The organism is Weissella bombi (assembly GCF_900094835.1).
GTDB classification, from domain to species: domain Bacteria; phylum Bacillota; class Bacilli; order Lactobacillales; family Lactobacillaceae; genus Weissella; species Weissella bombi.
The window spans coordinates 427550-445763 of record NZ_FMAO01000001.1; the positions used below are offsets into that span (position 1 = coordinate 427550).

General features: G+C 37.5%; 14 protein-coding genes. All 14 read right to left on the reverse strand.

Annotation, left to right across the window (positions count from 1 at the left end; translation table 11 throughout):
• Window position 1: 1 nt before the first annotated feature.
• On the reverse strand, window positions 2–2284 hold the full coding sequence (gene helD / locus GA0061074_RS02000) for an RNA polymerase recycling motor HelD (protein ID WP_092461432.1): 2283 nt from the start codon (window positions 2282–2284) through the stop codon (window positions 2–4).
• Between the two features lie 251 nt (window positions 2285–2535).
• Window positions 2536–3684: a recombinase RecA gene (gene recA, locus GA0061074_RS02005; protein WP_092461433.1), complete on the reverse strand. Its 1149-nt coding sequence runs from the start codon at window positions 3682–3684 to the stop codon at window positions 2536–2538.
• Between the two features lie 93 nt (window positions 3685–3777).
• Window positions 3778–4242 carry a nicotinamide-nucleotide amidohydrolase family protein gene (locus GA0061074_RS02010; protein WP_092461434.1) on the reverse strand — a complete coding sequence of 155 codons (465 nt, stop codon included), beginning with the start codon at window positions 4240–4242 and terminating at the stop codon, window positions 3778–3780.
• 122 nt (window positions 4243–4364) lie between these two features.
• Window positions 4365–4949 carry a CDP-diacylglycerol--glycerol-3-phosphate 3-phosphatidyltransferase gene (gene pgsA, locus GA0061074_RS02015; RefSeq protein ID WP_092461435.1) on the reverse strand — a complete coding sequence of 195 codons (585 nt, stop codon included), beginning with the start codon at window positions 4947–4949 and terminating at the stop codon, window positions 4365–4367.
• A gap of 21 nt (window positions 4950–4970) precedes the next feature.
• Window positions 4971–5906, reverse strand: a complete 936-nt coding sequence (locus GA0061074_RS02020; protein WP_092461436.1) for a helix-turn-helix domain-containing protein — start codon at window positions 5904–5906, stop codon at window positions 4971–4973.
• 61 nt (window positions 5907–5967) lie between these two features.
• Window positions 5968–7257: an EF-P 5-aminopentanol modification-associated protein YfmH gene (gene yfmH / locus GA0061074_RS02025; RefSeq protein ID WP_240005836.1), complete on the reverse strand. Its 1290-nt coding sequence runs from the start codon at window positions 7255–7257 to the stop codon at window positions 5968–5970.
• 1 nt (window position 7258) lies between these two features.
• Window positions 7259–8512: an EF-P 5-aminopentanol modification-associated protein YfmF gene (yfmF, locus tag GA0061074_RS02030; RefSeq protein ID WP_092461438.1), complete on the reverse strand. Its 1254-nt coding sequence runs from the start codon at window positions 8510–8512 to the stop codon at window positions 7259–7261.
• 198 nt (window positions 8513–8710) lie between these two features.
• Entirely contained in the window at window positions 8711–10213 is a 1503-nt protein-coding gene (locus GA0061074_RS02035; RefSeq protein WP_092461439.1) for a gluconate:H+ symporter, read from the reverse strand.
• 166 nt (window positions 10214–10379) lie between these two features.
• Window positions 10380–12131, reverse strand: a complete 1752-nt coding sequence (locus GA0061074_RS02040; protein WP_092461440.1) for a DUF2207 family protein — start codon at window positions 12129–12131, stop codon at window positions 10380–10382.
• Window positions 12113–12667 carry a LemA family protein gene (locus GA0061074_RS02045; protein ID WP_092461441.1) on the reverse strand — a complete coding sequence of 185 codons (555 nt, stop codon included), beginning with the start codon at window positions 12665–12667 and terminating at the stop codon, window positions 12113–12115. Before GA0061074_RS02045 ends, GA0061074_RS02040 begins: the two co-directional genes overlap by 19 nt.
• Before the next feature lie 51 nt (window positions 12668–12718).
• Window positions 12719–14458, reverse strand: coding sequence for a DUF2207 family protein (locus GA0061074_RS02050; protein WP_159426640.1), 1740 nt, complete (start codon window positions 14456–14458; stop codon window positions 12719–12721).
• Between the two features lie 103 nt (window positions 14459–14561).
• Complete coding sequence (locus tag GA0061074_RS02055; RefSeq protein WP_159426641.1) at window positions 14562–16007, reverse strand: PH domain-containing protein; 1446 nt, start codon at window positions 16005–16007, stop codon at window positions 14562–14564.
• The gene (locus tag GA0061074_RS02060; protein ID WP_092461444.1) at window positions 15997–16464 is read right to left on the reverse strand and encodes a PH domain-containing protein; all 468 of its coding nucleotides are present in this window, start codon (window positions 16462–16464) and stop codon (window positions 15997–15999) included. Before GA0061074_RS02060 ends, GA0061074_RS02055 begins: the two co-directional genes overlap by 11 nt.
• 154 nt (window positions 16465–16618) lie before the next feature.
• Entirely contained in the window at window positions 16619–18151 is a 1533-nt protein-coding gene (gntK, locus tag GA0061074_RS02065; protein ID WP_092461445.1) for a gluconokinase, read from the reverse strand.
• Window positions 18152–18214 lie beyond the last annotated feature (63 nt).

Consider the following 18214-nt stretch of genomic DNA (forward strand, 5'->3'; position numbering starts at 1 on the left):
GTTACCTCTTCTCGTATAAGTCATCTGACACACCAGCTAACAATGGTGTTAATTCTTGTACTGCAAAGACCGTTAACTGATGCATTGCACGTGACGCAATTGTATAAACCAATTGACGTTCGTCATCACCATTATAAACCTTTGCTGAAGCATCCCACATGATAACTGCATCAAATTCTAGCCCCTTTGCCAAATAAGCTGGCACAATAATCGTACCAGGTACCAAACGTTGATTCTCAGTTCGAATAACTGTCACGTCAACCTTATCACGTAAAGCTGCATACGCAGTCTGTGCATCAGTTAATGTTTTCGTGATAATCGCTGTCGTTTCATGAGCTGCCGAATTATCAGCTAACTGTTGCACCGTACCGTCAATCATTTCGTCTAATGAATTTACTACTGATACAACAGGTAAAGCCCCTTCGCGTTCAAACGCATCAATTTGGGCCCCATGCAACAAAATATCTTTAGAAAAGTCTGTAATTTGTTGTGTTGAACGATACGTTTGTGTCAATTCAATATATTCAGACTTTTCTGGATCAAATAGTTGTGCCAATTCGTCTTGCAAACTAACAGCATTTTCTTTAGTAAAGATTGCCTGATTTAAGTCACCTAACATCGTAAAACGAGCCTTAGGGAAACTGAACTTTAAAAAGGCTAATTGGAATGGTGTGTAGTCTTGAATTTCATCAATAAAGACAAAGCGAATGTCACGTTCACCACGGCTACCCTTTATCAAATCAAAGAGCATCATGTATGGTGTCATGTCAGCCATTGGCAAAGCACCTTGGCGCATTTTATCAATAGTTTGTTTAATACCAGTTTGCCAATCGTTGGCAGTTATTTGATATGCTGACATGTCAATAAAGTTAGGCATTGACTTCAAGAAGTGCACAAACTGTTCATTTATATTAATGAAGTGATTGCGGTTAACACCACGAATAATTGGCGTAAATGCCTTCATCACGATTTGCTTAGCAATAAATTTATATTCTGCTTCATCTGATTCGAATTCACGTGGGTTATCACGCAACATCGTATCATATTGTTCTTTACTTAGGTTTTGCACTTCAGCTTCAACCCAATCAGCATGTACTTCGTTACCTGCTTTACCCTGCAAAATCTTCATTAATTGTTCTTTAGTCGCTTGAAGACGATTACCTAGATTATAATTTTCATTAAATGAATAGTAAATTTCGGCAATACGTTGCTTACTAATTAGTTCTTTACCTCTAAATTTAATTGCACGCAACTTAATATGTTGTTTATTTAACGTTTTTGCATAACGTTGCATAGCCTTAAAGTAAACACTCGTACCTTTTAGATCAATAATTTGCTTTTCAATACCAGCTGGTTGTGATTCAAAACGTTCCTGTAATGTTTCTAACTGTAACTTAGGCAGACGACGTGATGCATATTGATAGAAAGTCATTTGCACCATATTCTGTTCACCTAGTTCAGGTAACACTTGATCAATATAATCATTAAATAATTGATTTGGTGAGAACAAGACGACTTGTCCAGAAGTTAAATGACCACGATAGCGATACAACAAGTAAGCTACTCGCTGTAATACAGCGGATGTTTTTCCAGAACCGGCTGCACCTTGAACAAATAATAAATCATCTGCTGTGTTACGGATAATCTTATTTTGTTCTTTTTGAATCGTTGTCACGATTGACTTCATCTTAGTCGTTGATTCACCAGAAACGGCATTCAACAACATCTGGTCACCAACAGCTTCATCCGTATCAAAGATTGTCACGACCGTACCATCTTCAATTTGAAATTGACGTTTTAATGAAACTTCAGCATCTTGTTTACCATCTGGTGTGTCATAAGTTACATGACCTAAACCACCATCATAATAAATGGAAGAAATTGGTGCACGCCAGTCGTAAATCAAAAAGTTATCTGGGCCATCAGAAAATGAAGCTAATCCAATATAAATTTGATCAACCTTATCTGTCCCCTTTTCTTGGACATCAATTCGTGCAAAATAAGGACGTTCTTGTAAACGATCTAAGACAACTGCTTGATGCTCAGCTGAGTCCATCGCTAATTCACGTTCTTGTAGCATTTGTTGTTGTTGGCGCACAGACATCGCTGTTTCAAATAAACTACTGTATGTTGATGATTTGAAGCGAACATCTTTCCAACCATCATCTACATCAGCTTTTTTTGCGGTTGCACTTGTCATCTGCGCTTTGTTTTCCGCTTTAGCATCTTGAATTTTTTCCAATACAAAATCTAAACGTTTTTGTTCTGCCTCGTACGGCGTCATAACAACTTCCCCCAATAAAATTAGTGATTCTATGTTACACCACTTTAGACTGATAAGCCAGTCATTTATAAAACTATCATGTAACATCTAATGCTATAAATTCATATATACCAACATATTATTATACAATTAAAAATTCAATGACAACAAAATAGACCTGTAACCTACTGAATAAACATCAATAAGATTACAAGTCTTTTTTAGACCAGGATAAAACTATCTAGTCTCTTTGTATTTCATAACGACCGTTATTATTTTTCGTCAATTTCCAACGGTGTATCATCTTCAGATTGCTTAGCATCTGCTGCATCCGGTGCATCTGCTGAACCGTCTTGACTACCAATATATGCCAAGCGAACTTGATCATAAATTTCATCATAAATAGCTTTATGTTCAGGTTCTTCTAGCCAACGAATAACATTAACCTTTCCTTGACCAATCTTTTCACCTTTATAAGAGAACCATGAACCAGACTTAATAATAATATCCTTATCAGCAGCTAAGTCAATCATCTCACCTGTCTTTGAGATTCCCTTACCAAACATAATTTCAACTTCAACTTCACGGAATGGTGCAGCAACTTTATTTTTAACAACCTTAATACGTGTTAGGTTACCAACAGATTTTACGTTATCACCATCTGCCTTAGTTGCATCGATACCACCCTTACGACGAACATCCAAACGCACTGATGAATAGAATTTCAATGCACGTCCACCAGGTGTTGTCTCAGGATTACCAAACATAACTCCAATTTTTTCACGTAATTGGTTAATAAAGATTGTCGTTGTACCAGTCTTTAGGATAGCACCCGACATCTTACGCAATGCTTGTGACATCATACGTGCTTGCAACCCAACTGATGAGTCCCCAATTTCACCATCAATTTCGGCTTTAGGTGTCAAAGCCGCAACAGAATCGACAACAATCATATCAATTGCACCAGATGCAATCAAGGCATCGGCAATAGCCAATCCTTGCTCACCAGTGTCAGGCTGTGATAGTAGCAATTCATCAACATCCACGCCTAGCGCCTTAGCATATGTTACGTCCATTGCATTTTCCGCATCAATATAGGCAACAATACCACCATTCTTTTGTGCTTCAGCAACCGCATGGAGTGCCAAAGTTGTCTTACCAGATGATTCAGGACCATATATTTCAACAATACGACCTTTAGGATAACCACCAATTCCAAGAGCAACATCTAACTTTAATGAACCAGTTGGTGTTGATTCAACCTTAGTGAACTTGCTATCACCAAGCTTCATAACTGACCCCTTACCAAAAGACTTCTCAATTTTCTTCAAAGCATCATCTAACGCATTTTGACGCTCTTTTGGATCAGTAATTTTACCCTCTAATTTTTTATTTGGATTAATATTCTTCCCTGTTGCCATGTATCTAGGCCTCCACTTGTTAGTTTTAACTTAACGTATTTATAGTATAAACTAATCAACACGCTTTTTCAACGTTTAACCATTTGTTGTTTCTTATACTAATAATGTTGCTAACCAATCAAATCCGGCTGCAACACTTGCCTCACGAACTGACTGACGATTACCTTTAAAATGGTACTCCTGCGCTAAAGCAGTCCCCATAGGGGTCGCAACACCAATAAAAACAGTTCCTGCCGGATGATTTTCTAATGCATCAGGACCAGCAACACCAGTAAAACTAATTGCCCAATCAGTGTTTAATTTATTTTTTGCTCCCATTGCCATCGCCTTCGCTACCTGGCCAGAAACAACCCCATAAGTATCAATCATTTCTTTAGGAACATCAACTAACTGTGTTTTAGCTGTCGGTGCGTAGGTCACAAATGCACCTGGTAACACTGCTGATATCCCACTAACTTCCGCTAATGTTGCCGCAAATAACCCCGCTGTCAGCGATTCCGCAGAGGTAATTGTTTGATCTTTAGCAATTAACGTTTGACCAACTAATTGTTGTTGCATGGTCAATCTCCTTTCCAGCAAATAAAGAGGCATAATTTAGTAAAAATGTCCTTTATTAGTATAGAACAAAAATGAGGCTAAGACGAACAAAAGCCTTAACCTCAATATTATTTTAAAAATTTTTATTTAAAACCATCTGAGAATACTTCACGATTCTTGTAGAAGTAATCAATACCTGAGTAAATTGTTGCAATCAAAGCAATCCACATCATAATCATTGCGAATGGAATATTTACTGCTGCAAAGATCATGTCATGCAACAAGAAGAAAGAAATTGAAATCATTTGTGACATCGTCTTAATCTTTCCAGGCATGGCAGCAGCCAATACCTTCCCATTGTTTTCAACAATCAAAGTACGCAAACCAGTAATGGCTAGTTCACGAATAACAATAATTGCAACCATCCAAGCTGGTACCCAACCAAATGCAACAAAGTAAATCAAAGCTGTCATAACCAACAACTTATCAGCTAATGGATCAGCAAATTTACCAAAATTTGTTACTAGGTGTTGCTTACGTGCAATCTTACCATCAGCCAAATCTGTTAGTGAAGCAACAATAAAGATAATTGCGCCAACTAAATGTGTTACTGGCAAAGTTGCACCAGCAAATGTTATCGTACCCCAATCAAGTGGTAACGACAATAACAACATAAACACTGGTATCAAAATAATTCGAAATACAGTTAGTTTATTAGGTAAATTCATTTTCTTAATTACTCCTATATTTTATCGTGTAAAAGTCATGCCCAAACGCCATACACTAGCATTTTGTGATTGCAAATCAACTTTTTGGTTATTCAATGATACTTGCGTTGCTAATGCATTACCAATTGAGACAACTACACCAGTTGCAGTTTCTGGAATCTCAACTTCTTGCGTATCCTTATCCTCTACTGTACCATTCCATAGAACCTTGCCTGAAGCATCGCTAACTTGCATCCATGATGAGCCATCAACAGCCTTTAATTGCATTTTCACTGCCTTGTTTGGCACCTTGACTGAACCATAGTTAATAGCAGCACCACTAACTTCTCCAGTACCTAGGTCAATCTTACCAGCTTTAGCAGGCTTCTTTTCAGATGATGACTTTGCAGAAGCCGTCTTTGATGATGACTTATCTGACTTAACAGATGATGCTGTCGTTTTAGATGACTTTGAAGAAGACTTTTCAACAACCTTTGATGTTGAAACTGAAACATTTGACTGTTGCTTTGACTCTTCCTTAGCAGAACCAGCAAAGGAAGATATAACTGCCCAAATAATGGCAATAATGGCAATAATAACGACCCCAATGATAATTTTAGGCATCATATTACGCGTTTTATCAGCTACTGTCTCTTCAGGTTGGTGCATGCCAGTACGGGTAACATTATCAGCGTCAACTCGTGCAGCACTTAAATCGGGTTCTGCAGGTGTTTCTTCTTCATTCTCATATTTTTTCATGAAAGCAACCGCATCTAAACCGACAGCTGTTGCATATTGTCGCACAAACGCACGCTCATAGAAAGCACCTGGTAATTGATCAAATTGGCCACTTTCAATTGCTGCTAAATAACGTTTTTGAATTTTTGTTGATTGTTGAATATCATCTAATGACAAACCTTTATCAAGACGAGCCTGTTGGAGCTCTTGTCCAATCGTGCTGTTGCGTTCCTCGTTCATAAATATCTCATCCTAACTTTTTAAATTTAGCATAATAATTATAATTGCATTCTTATTTATTTTAACATAATTCTGTCATATCCGAACGAATGATTATGCTGGCAATATCACTAGCCGGTATTGTTTTCAAAACCGCTAACATATCGGTAAATGTTAATGCTTGAAGGGTCGCAATTTCAACTTGTAATGTTGCATCATCAAACGTTTGACCTTCAAAACGAATCGCAATTTCCTCTAATTCATTTAGCTTATTAATTAACCGACTCAGCATGCCATTCTTTACTAATTCAAAATAAGCTTGTAACTTAGTTACTTCGTCTACCAAATTAGCCAATATATATGAAACTTGATCGACCACTTCCGTAGGTTCTGCCGTATCTGCCACAACTGTAATATAAGCAAATTGACGTTCTGTATCAAATTCTGCGCTAAAATTATCATCTATTAGGCCATCATTATACCACGTCATATAAACAGGTGAAAAATCACCAAAGACCAAATCAATCGCTAAACTACCGACAATCGCCGTTTTTAATATGTCCCGTCGATTCATTGTGTCAAAATCTAATTCCCAACGCTGTCCTAATACGACTTTATTACGAGCAACTGGTAATTCTAGTTCCAAAGTATCTGTATTAATTGGTTGTAAAGTGGGTGTAATTTTAGTAACCAACTGTTCGCTTTTACGTTGTCCTGCTGGTGATTGTTTAATGAATGCTAACATTTTTTGTTCATCAAAGGCACCCGTAACGACAACATCCATGTTTTGTGGTTGATAAAAAGCTGCAAACGCGAAGTTTAACTGTTCCGGTGTAATTTGGTGAACAGATTCAGCCGTTCCTGCAATATCTAAACCAAGCGGATCGCCTGGATATAAACGTGCTAAAATCATACGGTAAACACGCGAGTTAATATCATCTTCATACATATCAATCTCTTGCGTAATAATTTCTTGCTCACGTTGAACTGATGGCAAATCAAAATAAGGCTCTTGCGTAAAAGTTAGTAGTTCCTGTAGTGGCGCCCAATTATCCACAGCTGTTGCGACATAGTAACTAGTACGAGTTTGTGTTGTAAACGCATTTGCCATTGCACCAAGATCACTTAAACGAGCAAACGCATCATGATCTGGTTGTGCAAACAAGCGATGTTCAACAAAATGCGCAATTCCTGCTGGTTGTGTCACTTTTTTATCATTTTGCATAAACGAACTATCACGCGCACCATAATCAACACCGACTACACCAACAATTTGATGAAATTCAGGTCGTGGTAATAAATGAACATGTAATCCATTATCTAGCGTAATATGATGTTCAACCGGTAAAAAATCATGCGTTTTATTAGCCATTTTATTTTCCTCCAACCATTTCATAATGTAATTGCCAAATTGCTTTTTTCGCAAAATCACGAATTTGAGTTGCAGTTACGTCATCAATACATTGCAAAAACTCTTCAGTGCTCATGACTTTTTGTAATAATTGTTGATTATATACTCGATCAGCTAAATATAATGGTTGGTCTAATGTCATCGTATAAGCATTTTTAATCAGCTGTTTTGCAATTTTCAATTCTTCGTCAGAGACTAACGTTTGTTGTAATCGCTGTAATTCTTCATTGACCTTAGCCACAGTAAGTGTCAAATTCGTCTGATCAACCCCAGCTTCAACTAATAACAAATCAGTATAAGGATTATAATCAGACGAAATACCATAAACAAGTCCTGACTTTTCACGCACATTTAATAATAGACGTGAATTAGCTAAACTACCAAAAATACCATTAAAAACAGTTGCAATAGCATGTTCACCTGCTTGTGCAGGTAATACATAACCTAACACCAAACGTGCTTGCACAACATCATCAACTGCCGTAATTTTGTTAACCTGTGGTAATAAAGCTTGATGATAATGTGCTTCTAGCCTAATTGTCCGTGGTACAAAATTTAGCATTTGTGCTAACGTAAATACCTCATCCCGATTAACATCCCCAACAACCACGATATCAATGCGATCACCAGCGACACTATTTTGCCAAATTTGCCATGCCGTTTGCGGCGTCACGTTTGTTATTTTTTCAGCTGTTCCAAATGCTGGCGATGCTTGCACACTAGTCCCATAATAAGCATTTAAAGCTTGGCGCAAAGCATAAAACGGTTTATCTTCTTTCAAACCTGCGATTTCATCTAAGGCAATTTCTTTTTGCCGATTAAATATGACCGCTGTGAAACCATCCGCTTTATTCCCCATAGGACTATTAATAACTTCATTTAAAAAGTTAAAGCCTTCATTTAACAATGTATTTTCACTATGTGCAAAACTATCATGCACTAAATTAAGCTGTAATCTAACTGTATGAAGTTGCCCAATTTTAAAGACCTCAGTACCGAAGGCGGCTCCCATCATTTCATTTAAAACTTGTGATAATTTAGTTTGTGAGTCATATTTTTTTGATGCTGTTTCAAGCATATTGCTTGCTAGCACACGACCATCCAACGTTTCTTGATTTAATTGTTGCGTAAAGTTTATCGCAATGTGGGTTGTTGCAAATTGTTGCGTTGGTAACACATGTACAAACACCCCTTTTTGAATTTCTTTTGTAAACACAAAGGTACCTACTCTAATGAAAACACCTTATTTGTATTTTCGCTTTCATTTAAATTATCTACTACTTATATAAGCAATCGTTTTCAAGTATAAACTTACCAACTTTGAGTTACCAGCTTTTCTATCACGTATTTAAAAAACCTTATAGTAAAAAACCGTTATCAGAGTCTTTTGCCCATGATAACGGTTGATTAATAATTATGAGAAGATAGCTGACAAAATTAGAATTACAATTAATCCCACAACAGAAATTAATGTTTCTAGAACTGTCCAAATCTTCAAAGTTTGTGGTACATCCAAGTCGAAGAACTCCTTGAACATCCAGAATCCCGCATCATTAACGTGTGAGATACCAACAGAACCGGCACCAATTGCCAAAACAACAAAGGCTGGGTTAACAGCTGATTGACTAGCAACCAATGGTGCAACAATTCCGGCAGTTGTCAAACCAGCAACCGTTGCTGATCCAACAGATACACGTAAGATAATCGCAATCAACCAAGCAAAAATAATTGGTGAAAGTGATGTGTGTGAGAAGGCTGCAGCGATAGCATCAGAGATACCACCAGCAGTTAAGATACCCTTAAATGCAGCCCCACCAGCGATAACCATCAACAAGTTAGCAATTGACTTTAAGGCGTTGCTCATTGAGTCACCAACTTCACCCATCGTACGCCCTTGCTTTGGCCCCATTGACCAGATGGCAAATGCCATTGCGATAACCATCGCTACAACTGGGTTTCCAAACATTGCGATAATCTTATCTAAGACTGATGGGTCAGTAATATAACCACTTTGTGCGGCATGCGTCATTGCTTGCCAAGCTTCGTCACCAATCTTACCTGAATAAACTTGCTTACCACCATTAACCGTTAAAGTGTAAATGGTTGAAATAAGCATGAAGAACACAGGCATCAATGATGTCAAAATTGCCATTCCAAATGATGGTGTATCTTCCAACTTAAAGTGCTTAACTTCACCAATAGCATCCAATTTCTTAGTGATCTTAAATGCCTTAGGTTCAATCTTTTGAATAACTCGTGTAAACAAAGGACCGGCAACTAACATTGCGACAATGGCAACCACAATACCATACATCAAAACGATACCGATGTTGGCACCCAAAATGTTGGTAACAGCCGTTGGTGATGGCTGTGGTGGCAAGAATCCTTGAGCTGCTGACAAAGCTGCAGCCATTGGGATACCTAGATAAAGCAAAGGAACTTCAGCCTCAAGCGCAATTGTGAAAACAATCGGAATCAAGACAACCAAACCAACTTCGAATAACAACGAAATTCCAATAATAAACGATGCTCCGGCAACAGCCCACTGCAAACGTTTCTTACCAAATTTGTTAATTAAAGTTGTGGCAATTCGGTATGATCCACCTGAATCAGATACCAAACGTCCAATCATTGAACCAAATCCAAAGACAATGATCAGCTCCCCCATCGTACCACCAATACCATCCTTTAAGGCATCGGCAATACCGGCTGGATTCATTCCCAAGCCAAGTGCAACTAAAATAGATGTAATAATTAATGCTACGAAAGTATTAACGTTCATCTTTAGGATGAAGAATAACAAAACAGCAATACCTAATATCAAAATCAAAAATGGCCAAACGTTAAAGCCACTCATTAACCATTGATATAGTCCTGTTGACTTGTCAATCGTCAATCCTGTTAGCATAGTAAACATATCTACTAACCTCTACAATCAAAAATTTTTTTCGCATACATGAAATTGTAAGCGATTACTCAACCAAATTATTGTACACCTTTTCACGAACTAAACACAACAAATATAGTAAAGAATGACCATTTATTTCATAAAATAGTCATCCTTTCTTCACATTTTAATTATTTTAACGGAAACCGCCACCGCCGGATCCACCACCAAAGCTACCGCCACCGCCGGAACTGGTTGATCCACCGCCACCGGAAGAACGCGTTTGAGTTGCTACTGTACTACTAAAGTGACTAACACTCACAAACGGATGTAGCGAACCGTAGTAGTATACACTATCCTGTCTGTAATTAGGGTAAACTTGCTCCAATTGATCAGCCACTTCCTCTAAAATACCAAAAGCTGCTGCTGCAATCATCAATTCATCCCACAAACCAACCTCTTGTGGTGTTCGTTCATCTAATAAGGTAAACTCTTGCAAATAGTTCTTTAAACGTGCCAGGTTTTTTTCAACTTCTTCCCCGGCAGGTTTCATTTGAAAATCAACGAGCCAAGATGCCATTTTATTGGCACGGTCACGCTTACGATCACCTGTTTTAGTGCGTTTCGTTTTCTTAGCATAAATTAGATTATGACTTTCACCATATTCACGACTATATCTTGTATAAGCTTTGGTTAATTGACGATGACGCTTACTGTCGCCATTCAAATACTTTGCCAAAGCCTTCTGCGTGACAACACCATCAGTAGCTGCTTCAGTCATTATCTGATAAAACTTCTTAATTGGTGCAGGCGCATCATCTGCCAAAGCCTTATCAGTCAATACAAATTGTGCCCGATCTTTGCCATGTTTTCTTGGCTCATCTTGCATGACAATTTGACCATCTTTGAGCAATTGTAACAATGCCACTGTTAAGAAATTATCTAGTACCGAAGTCGCCGGTAACAAGGCGTTAAAGAAAACATACGTATTATAAATACTCTTTGTTGGTATTTCACGATAATATTCTTGCTTAGTCTGTTTTTGTAATGTCGTCATCTTTGGGTAGTATTTACGATACGTGCGATAACTATTAAAGAAACAGAATATGATGCCAAAGAAGCCAATACCGATAATAGCAATCACTATATAAGCAATTCTGACCCCTTTATCATTACCAATGGTTTCACCATTTTTATAATCGTGATAATCGTAATCACTGCCCTTAAACGCTTCCTTCATATACGAATCAAAACTACGTGTTGTTTTATACGCTGTTTGATAAGTATTCTTAGGAATCTGCACAATCATTTTCACATAATCGTCTTCAGTAGTTGCTGTCGTGCTGCGCATCGTCGCTTGACCATTCTTAAAAGCGGTCTTTCCCTCAAATCCGAAAGCCCAAATACCATAGCCATTATCGACTGATAGCGGATGACTTGGGTCACTGACTGTTACCTTTATATGATCCGGTGCGATTTCAACATCTTTATTTAAAAACTGCCAAGCAATCATCTGCTTAGTTTTGGTTTGTTCGACAAAATTCGCTATCTTATATTTAATTGTGTAATGATGTGTTCCATACTTAGTGATTCCCCAATTCAATTCATCACCATTTTGACCATAACGATATGCTTTTTGTTGTCTGTCAGCATCGGTATCCCAAGTATTCACTCGTTTAAATGTCTGACCATCCATACTAACCTGATAATCGGATAACTGTTGTGGTCCTACTAATTTAATCGTCTTATATATTTCGCTACCTTCATCAGCGGTGACTGACCAATTTTCAGTAAAAGTTGCCGTTCCTTGTTCATCTAACGCAACATTAATATTCATACTATTAACAGTCTGATCAGCCGCTACCTTAGGCAGAAATACTAAGAAAAATACCATTAACGAGAGAATACTCGTCAAAATACCATATTTTTTTAGTTTTTTTGCTCCCATTGTGGCATTTCCTGCTTTCCTTCAGTGTTCTTAAAGTACGTTTCCTTGGTAAAGCCCATTGGTCCAGCAATTAAAAAGTTAGGAAAAATTTGAATTGCTCGATTAAGTTTCGTCACGGTATCGTTGTAAACCATTCGTGATAAACGAACTTTATTCTCAAATTCATCAACAGCTGTCATGGTCTGTTGGTACACACCACTAGCTTTTAAATCTGGGTATTGCTCAGCTAGTGCATTCACAACCCCTAAGACACTTGCAAATTGTTGCTGGTCATCATCAATGTCTGACACTGATGCATGATCTGTCACACTTGTTCGTGCGTTAACAATTTTTTCTAACGTCTCTTGTTCATATGATTGATACTTCTGTGTTGCTTGCATTAGATTAGTAATGGCATCCCAACGACTCTCAACCTGTGCTGCAATCTGGCCCATTGCATTACGCACATTTTCTCGTAACTTTATCAAATTATTGTAAATAGCAATCAACCAACCAACTATTAATACAACAAGCACGATAATAATAATCCAAACCATCTAAATTCCCCCTTTATTTACCTACTTTTGTAACAATATAGTGTGTTATCGCTAACGGAAACCACCGCCACCGGAACCGCCACCAAAGCTTCCACCACCACCGAAACTGGTAGATCCACCACTACCACTGCTATCAGAGTCACTCATTAGTGACTGTGTGCTAAAGGCGTAAGCATAGTGGAACGGATCAGTAGCTGACTGATAGTAGATACTTTCTTCACGGTATGTTGGATAAATTTTTTCCAAGTCAGTTGCAACTTGTTCAGCAATGCCTAATGCTGCTGCCGCTAACATCAAATCATCCCACAAACCGACCTCTTTAGGTGTACGCTCTTCTAATAACGTAAAATCTTGTAAATAATTTTTCAATCGAACAAAATCTTTACGAACGGCCAAACCATCAGGTGTTAAAGCACTGCCGTTATGAATTTGCGCATACTTATTTGCCTTAGTTTCACTTTTCTTATTTGTCTGATACTGATTGATAGGATAAATAAGATTATGTTGCTCACCATAATCATTACTATTAATTAGGAGCAGACGCCAAATTTCCTGCGAAGATTCAAAATCATCTTTAAAATAATTAGCTAACATTTCATTTGTTACTTCGCCATCTTCTGCAGCTGTTTGTAAAATGTCATAAAACTTCGCCAAACCTGATGGCAATTGTTCAGAATTTGATGTGTCATTAAGATGTATAACCGTCTCATCATCCACCTCAGATAAGGTAATTAGGTTACGTTTCATCAAACTTAATACCATGACAGAACAATAATTTTTAGCAAGTTTATATTTATCAACTAGTGAGGCAATAAAGGAATAGGCTTGCCAAATGTCACTTGTTGGTAATTCGCGTTCATACTGTCCTTGTGTTTCCTTGGTTAATTTCCTTAAACTTGGATAATATTTTTGATACTTTCTTTTCTTGATAACACTTCTAACACCGAAGTAAATAACAATGAAAAGTGGTGTCACATATGCAACGTCCCATAACCAATCCCAACTAAATGATTTTTCTGTCTCAGTCTTACCTGCCTTATATTTGTCATAATCAAAGTTGCTGCCCTTAAATGCTTCTTTTATATATGAATCAAATGAACGTTCAGATTTATTAGCAGTTGCGTACGTATGACGTGGCAGTTTCATAATGATTTTGACACGATTATCTTCATCCAAAGGTTTCGTATTTTTAATTAACACATCACCCTTACTAAACTTTGTGTTTCCTTCAAAACCAAATCCCCAAATACCATAACCTTTATTGGCTGCAAAACTTTTATTGTTATCATGCAGCTTTATTGTTAAATGCTGTGGCGAAATGGCAACATCTCTATTAAGAAATTGCCAAGCAATCATTTGTTTGGTTTTTGTCTGTTCAACAAAATTAGTCACTTTATACTGAATTTTATAGTGATGCGTACCATACTTGGTAATTCCCCAATTCAGTTCATCTTCGTTTTGACCATAGCGATACGCTTTTTGTTTTCTGTCAGCATCAGGATCCCATGTACTTACACGTTTAAATGTATGACCATCCATACTAACCTGATAATTAGATAACTCTTGTGGTCCTACCAAATTAATCGTCTTATAAATTTCACTACCTTCATCAGCGGTAACCGTCCAATTTTCAGTAAAAGTTGCCGTTCCTTGTTTATCTAACGCAACGTCAACCCCCATACGTTTAACCGTCTGTTCCGCACGAATTGTTGTACTCGGTACTACAAAACTTAAAAAGACCACTAATGGTAATAACCAAATTAGTCGGTTCAAATGATTTTTATTACCCATTACCATAAGCCCCTCCTACTGCTTTTATTAAAATATAATAAAAATGTTATAATACTCTAAGAATATTATAGCATTTTTTCCTGAATACAGGACTTTTGATGACTTATCCTATAAACCATTTATATATTTTATTTGCATCTCGCAGTGGTAAATAACGAACTTCGAGTACAGTTTCGACGTCCCCGTTACGTACCCTAATCGTTAAATGTGCTAGTGTAGTACGTCGCATAAAAATACTTTGCTTAACCTGACAAGATTGGATATTTTTCTTTGGCACATAATACGTTTTCTTACCGAAGAAATGACCAATCTGAACAAGCAACATATCCTGCTTTAAGATACCCACACCATTTGTGCGACCAACATAACTGCCTAGTGCCCACGCTAATGGTAGTAACAACAATGAAATCATGCCATACGGCCACCATAAAATACAGATAATGATGCTAATCACCAACGCAGGTAATCCAACATTACGAATCATCGCCCACTTACCACGTCGACTTGCTTGCAACCAATTTGCTGATGCAACATGCTCTAAAGGTAACCACGTCACGAATCGCTGTATTATCCCATGGGCCGCCTTGGATTCTGCAACTGGTATAACAGTTACGTCACCACTTTTTTCATTATCAGATGCATTAGCAGCAACTAATGCTTGAACTGTCGTCAAATGTAGTAACTGTCGTAACCAAGATTGTACAAAAACAATACCTTGAATTCGATTTAAACGAACGGTCACTCTATCAGTTTGAAAAAATCCCTTTTGCGTTGTTAACTGCTCACCATGCGTTGTAATCTCAAAGTGATAATAACGTTGCACAATAAAACAGTATGAAGCAAGAACTGCTAATAGTAGCACGATAATAATGTCCCAAAAAATGACCTGATTCGTTTGTTGACCAAAACTTTCAACAATATTGGCCATAAAATCATCTGGTAGAATATCTTCTAATCGATTATAAACAACACTAATTCCTAATAAAATTGGCACAATACTAAAAGATGTTAAAGCATATAAATTCAAGTCACGCCATTTAATTTGATAGCGTTGCTTGATATTTTCATTCTGATTTTGCGACTCTATTTCATCATTATCAGCTACCTGTTCAGAGATAATAGGATTATTTGTTGCATTTTGCTTCAATTTTTCTAATTGTTCGACCTCGGCCATACTAATTACTGGTAGATTAGCCTCAGCACTATTATTAGTTTGTGCAGAAGTTTCAATTTTTAAACTCACTAACCCTAAAGGTTTCATGAAAAACCATTGTTTTGTTTGGAAAGTTTGAATCTTAGGGTACGTTAAATGTGATTGCTGCTTATTAATTAAACCACTTTTAATCACAAGCTCGTGTTCACCAATCGTATAAGTAAACGTCACATACCGAATGACTTCAAAGACTAGTTCTAAACATACTGCACCTAAAAGCCACCACCATAATTGATTAGCAATTCCCAATACCAATAGCAGCCACCAATTTTTGACAGCTTGAATCAAAAAAACAATCATTGCCGCCGGATGTAAATGTTTTGGCTTAGCTGTCATAAACATCCTCCTCTTTTGCAAGATCCATAATTTTTGTTTTTAATCTGGTTGCCGTCTGATGATCAACACCACCAATTTCATGAACCGCAGCTGCCGTATGAATCTTGACTGACTGCAATTTTTTAAATTGCAATAGTGGTCCCGCTGACAAGGTAACATCTTGAATACGCAAAATTGGCACAGCTGTTGTTTTACGAATAAAGAAGCCTGTTGTAATTTCAACATCGTGATCTGAAATTTGGTAACGCCAAAATTGATAGCGATACGATATCAAAATGAACTCCCCAATTGAACAAATAATAAAAATAACCGCAATAATAACTACAATCCACATTGGCCACTTAAAAAAATAAAAGCCACAAAATAGTGCCACCGTAATAATAATTTCGATTAATAAATTCAATAATGCTTGCAATCGCCAGACTGATTTAATACTTTCAGGTAACTGTTGTCCCATTAATTAATACCTACTCCCTTATTTAACTAGTTATACGATATCATGGTCGTTTTTTGATGACAAATAATTTTCATTACCAAAAAAATGTTCATATTAAAAAAGCAGCTAAATTCAACAAGAATTTAGCTGCTTTATATTTTAAATATTAAATATTTTATTTCTGAATGTGCTTACGTTGGTAATCAGCAATTGCTGAATACTCTGTTTGCAATTGACGTGACAAACGAATAAAGATTGGTGTCAATTCACGATAAGCTTCATAGTTATCAGGGTTTGGTTGGTAAGTATTAGCTTCACCAATCATATCACCGATAACTTCTAAGTTATCAACAAGACCCAAAGCCTTTTGTGCCATAACAGTTGCAGCTAGCGCACCTGATTCAAATGCTGTTGGCACAGTAACAGGTTGCTCAAAGATATCTGCAGCCATTTGACGCCACAAAGGTGAACGAGCAAAACCACCCGTAGCTTGAATGGCTGTCAAATCACCAACAACTTCTTCCAAAGCAAGTGAAACCATGTAGATATTGAAAATAATACCTTCAAGAACGGCACGAACCATGTGTGCACGAGTATGATTGTGCGTCAAGCCGAAGAATGATCCACGTGCGTTTGCGTCCCAAATTGGGGCACGTTCTCCACCAAGGTAAGGGTGGAACAATAGACCATCTGCACCGGCTGGAATCTTAGATGCGATTTCTGTTAGCAAGTCATATGAATCAATTCCCAATAGTTCGGCTGTTGATTTCTCTGAATCAAACATGTTGTCACGAGCCCAACGGAAGACATCCCCACCGTTGTTTACGGGTCCACCAACTACCCAGTGATCCTTATCAAGTGCGTATGTAAATGTACGTCCCTTTGGATCAATCTTAGGTGCGTCAGTTACAACACGAATAGCACCTGATGTACCAATTGTTACAGCGGCAACACCCTTTTGAATAGCATTAACACCCAAGTTTGACAATGGACCATCTCCAGCACCATAAATAAATGGCGTATCGATATCCAAGCCCATTTCGGCAGCATATGCCTTATTCATACCAGTTTCAATCGTGTATGGATCCACTGGTTCTGGCAATTGTTCTGCAGTAACACCAGTAACTGACAAAGCTTGCTTATCCCACTCTAGGTCAAAAATGTTGAATAATCCAGTACCTGAAGCAATTGAGTAATCCATGCGGTTTGCACCGAACAAACGATTAAACAAGTACTCCTTAATTCCTAGATAATGAGCTGCCTTATTGTAAATATCAGCATGCTCTGCTTTCAACCAAAGCAACTTTGACAAAGGTGCCATTGGGTGAATTGGTGTTCCAGTCTTACTGTAAATTTCTTGACCAACACCGTTAGCCTTTAATTGTTCTGTATATTTAACGGCACGTGCATCAGCCCATGTGATAACACGCGTTAATGGTTGCCAATCTTCATCAAAGGCAATCAAAGAGTGCATCGCTGAACTAAATGATACACCCAAAATTTTACCATCCTTAGCAACACGCGTAACTTGCGCCATAGCATCAGTAAAGGCTTCCCAAATTTCATTTAAATCTTCTTCGGCCATATCTGGTGCGTCACGGTATAGTTTATATCCTTTATTTGCACTAGCGACAACATGTCCCTTCGTGTCAAATAAGACTACTTTAGTTGACGTTGTTCCAAGGTCAACTCCGATTAGGTAATCCATTAATATATCCTCTCACATCTTAAATATTTTGTAATTGCTTCACTATTAATTCTATTTAAAAAA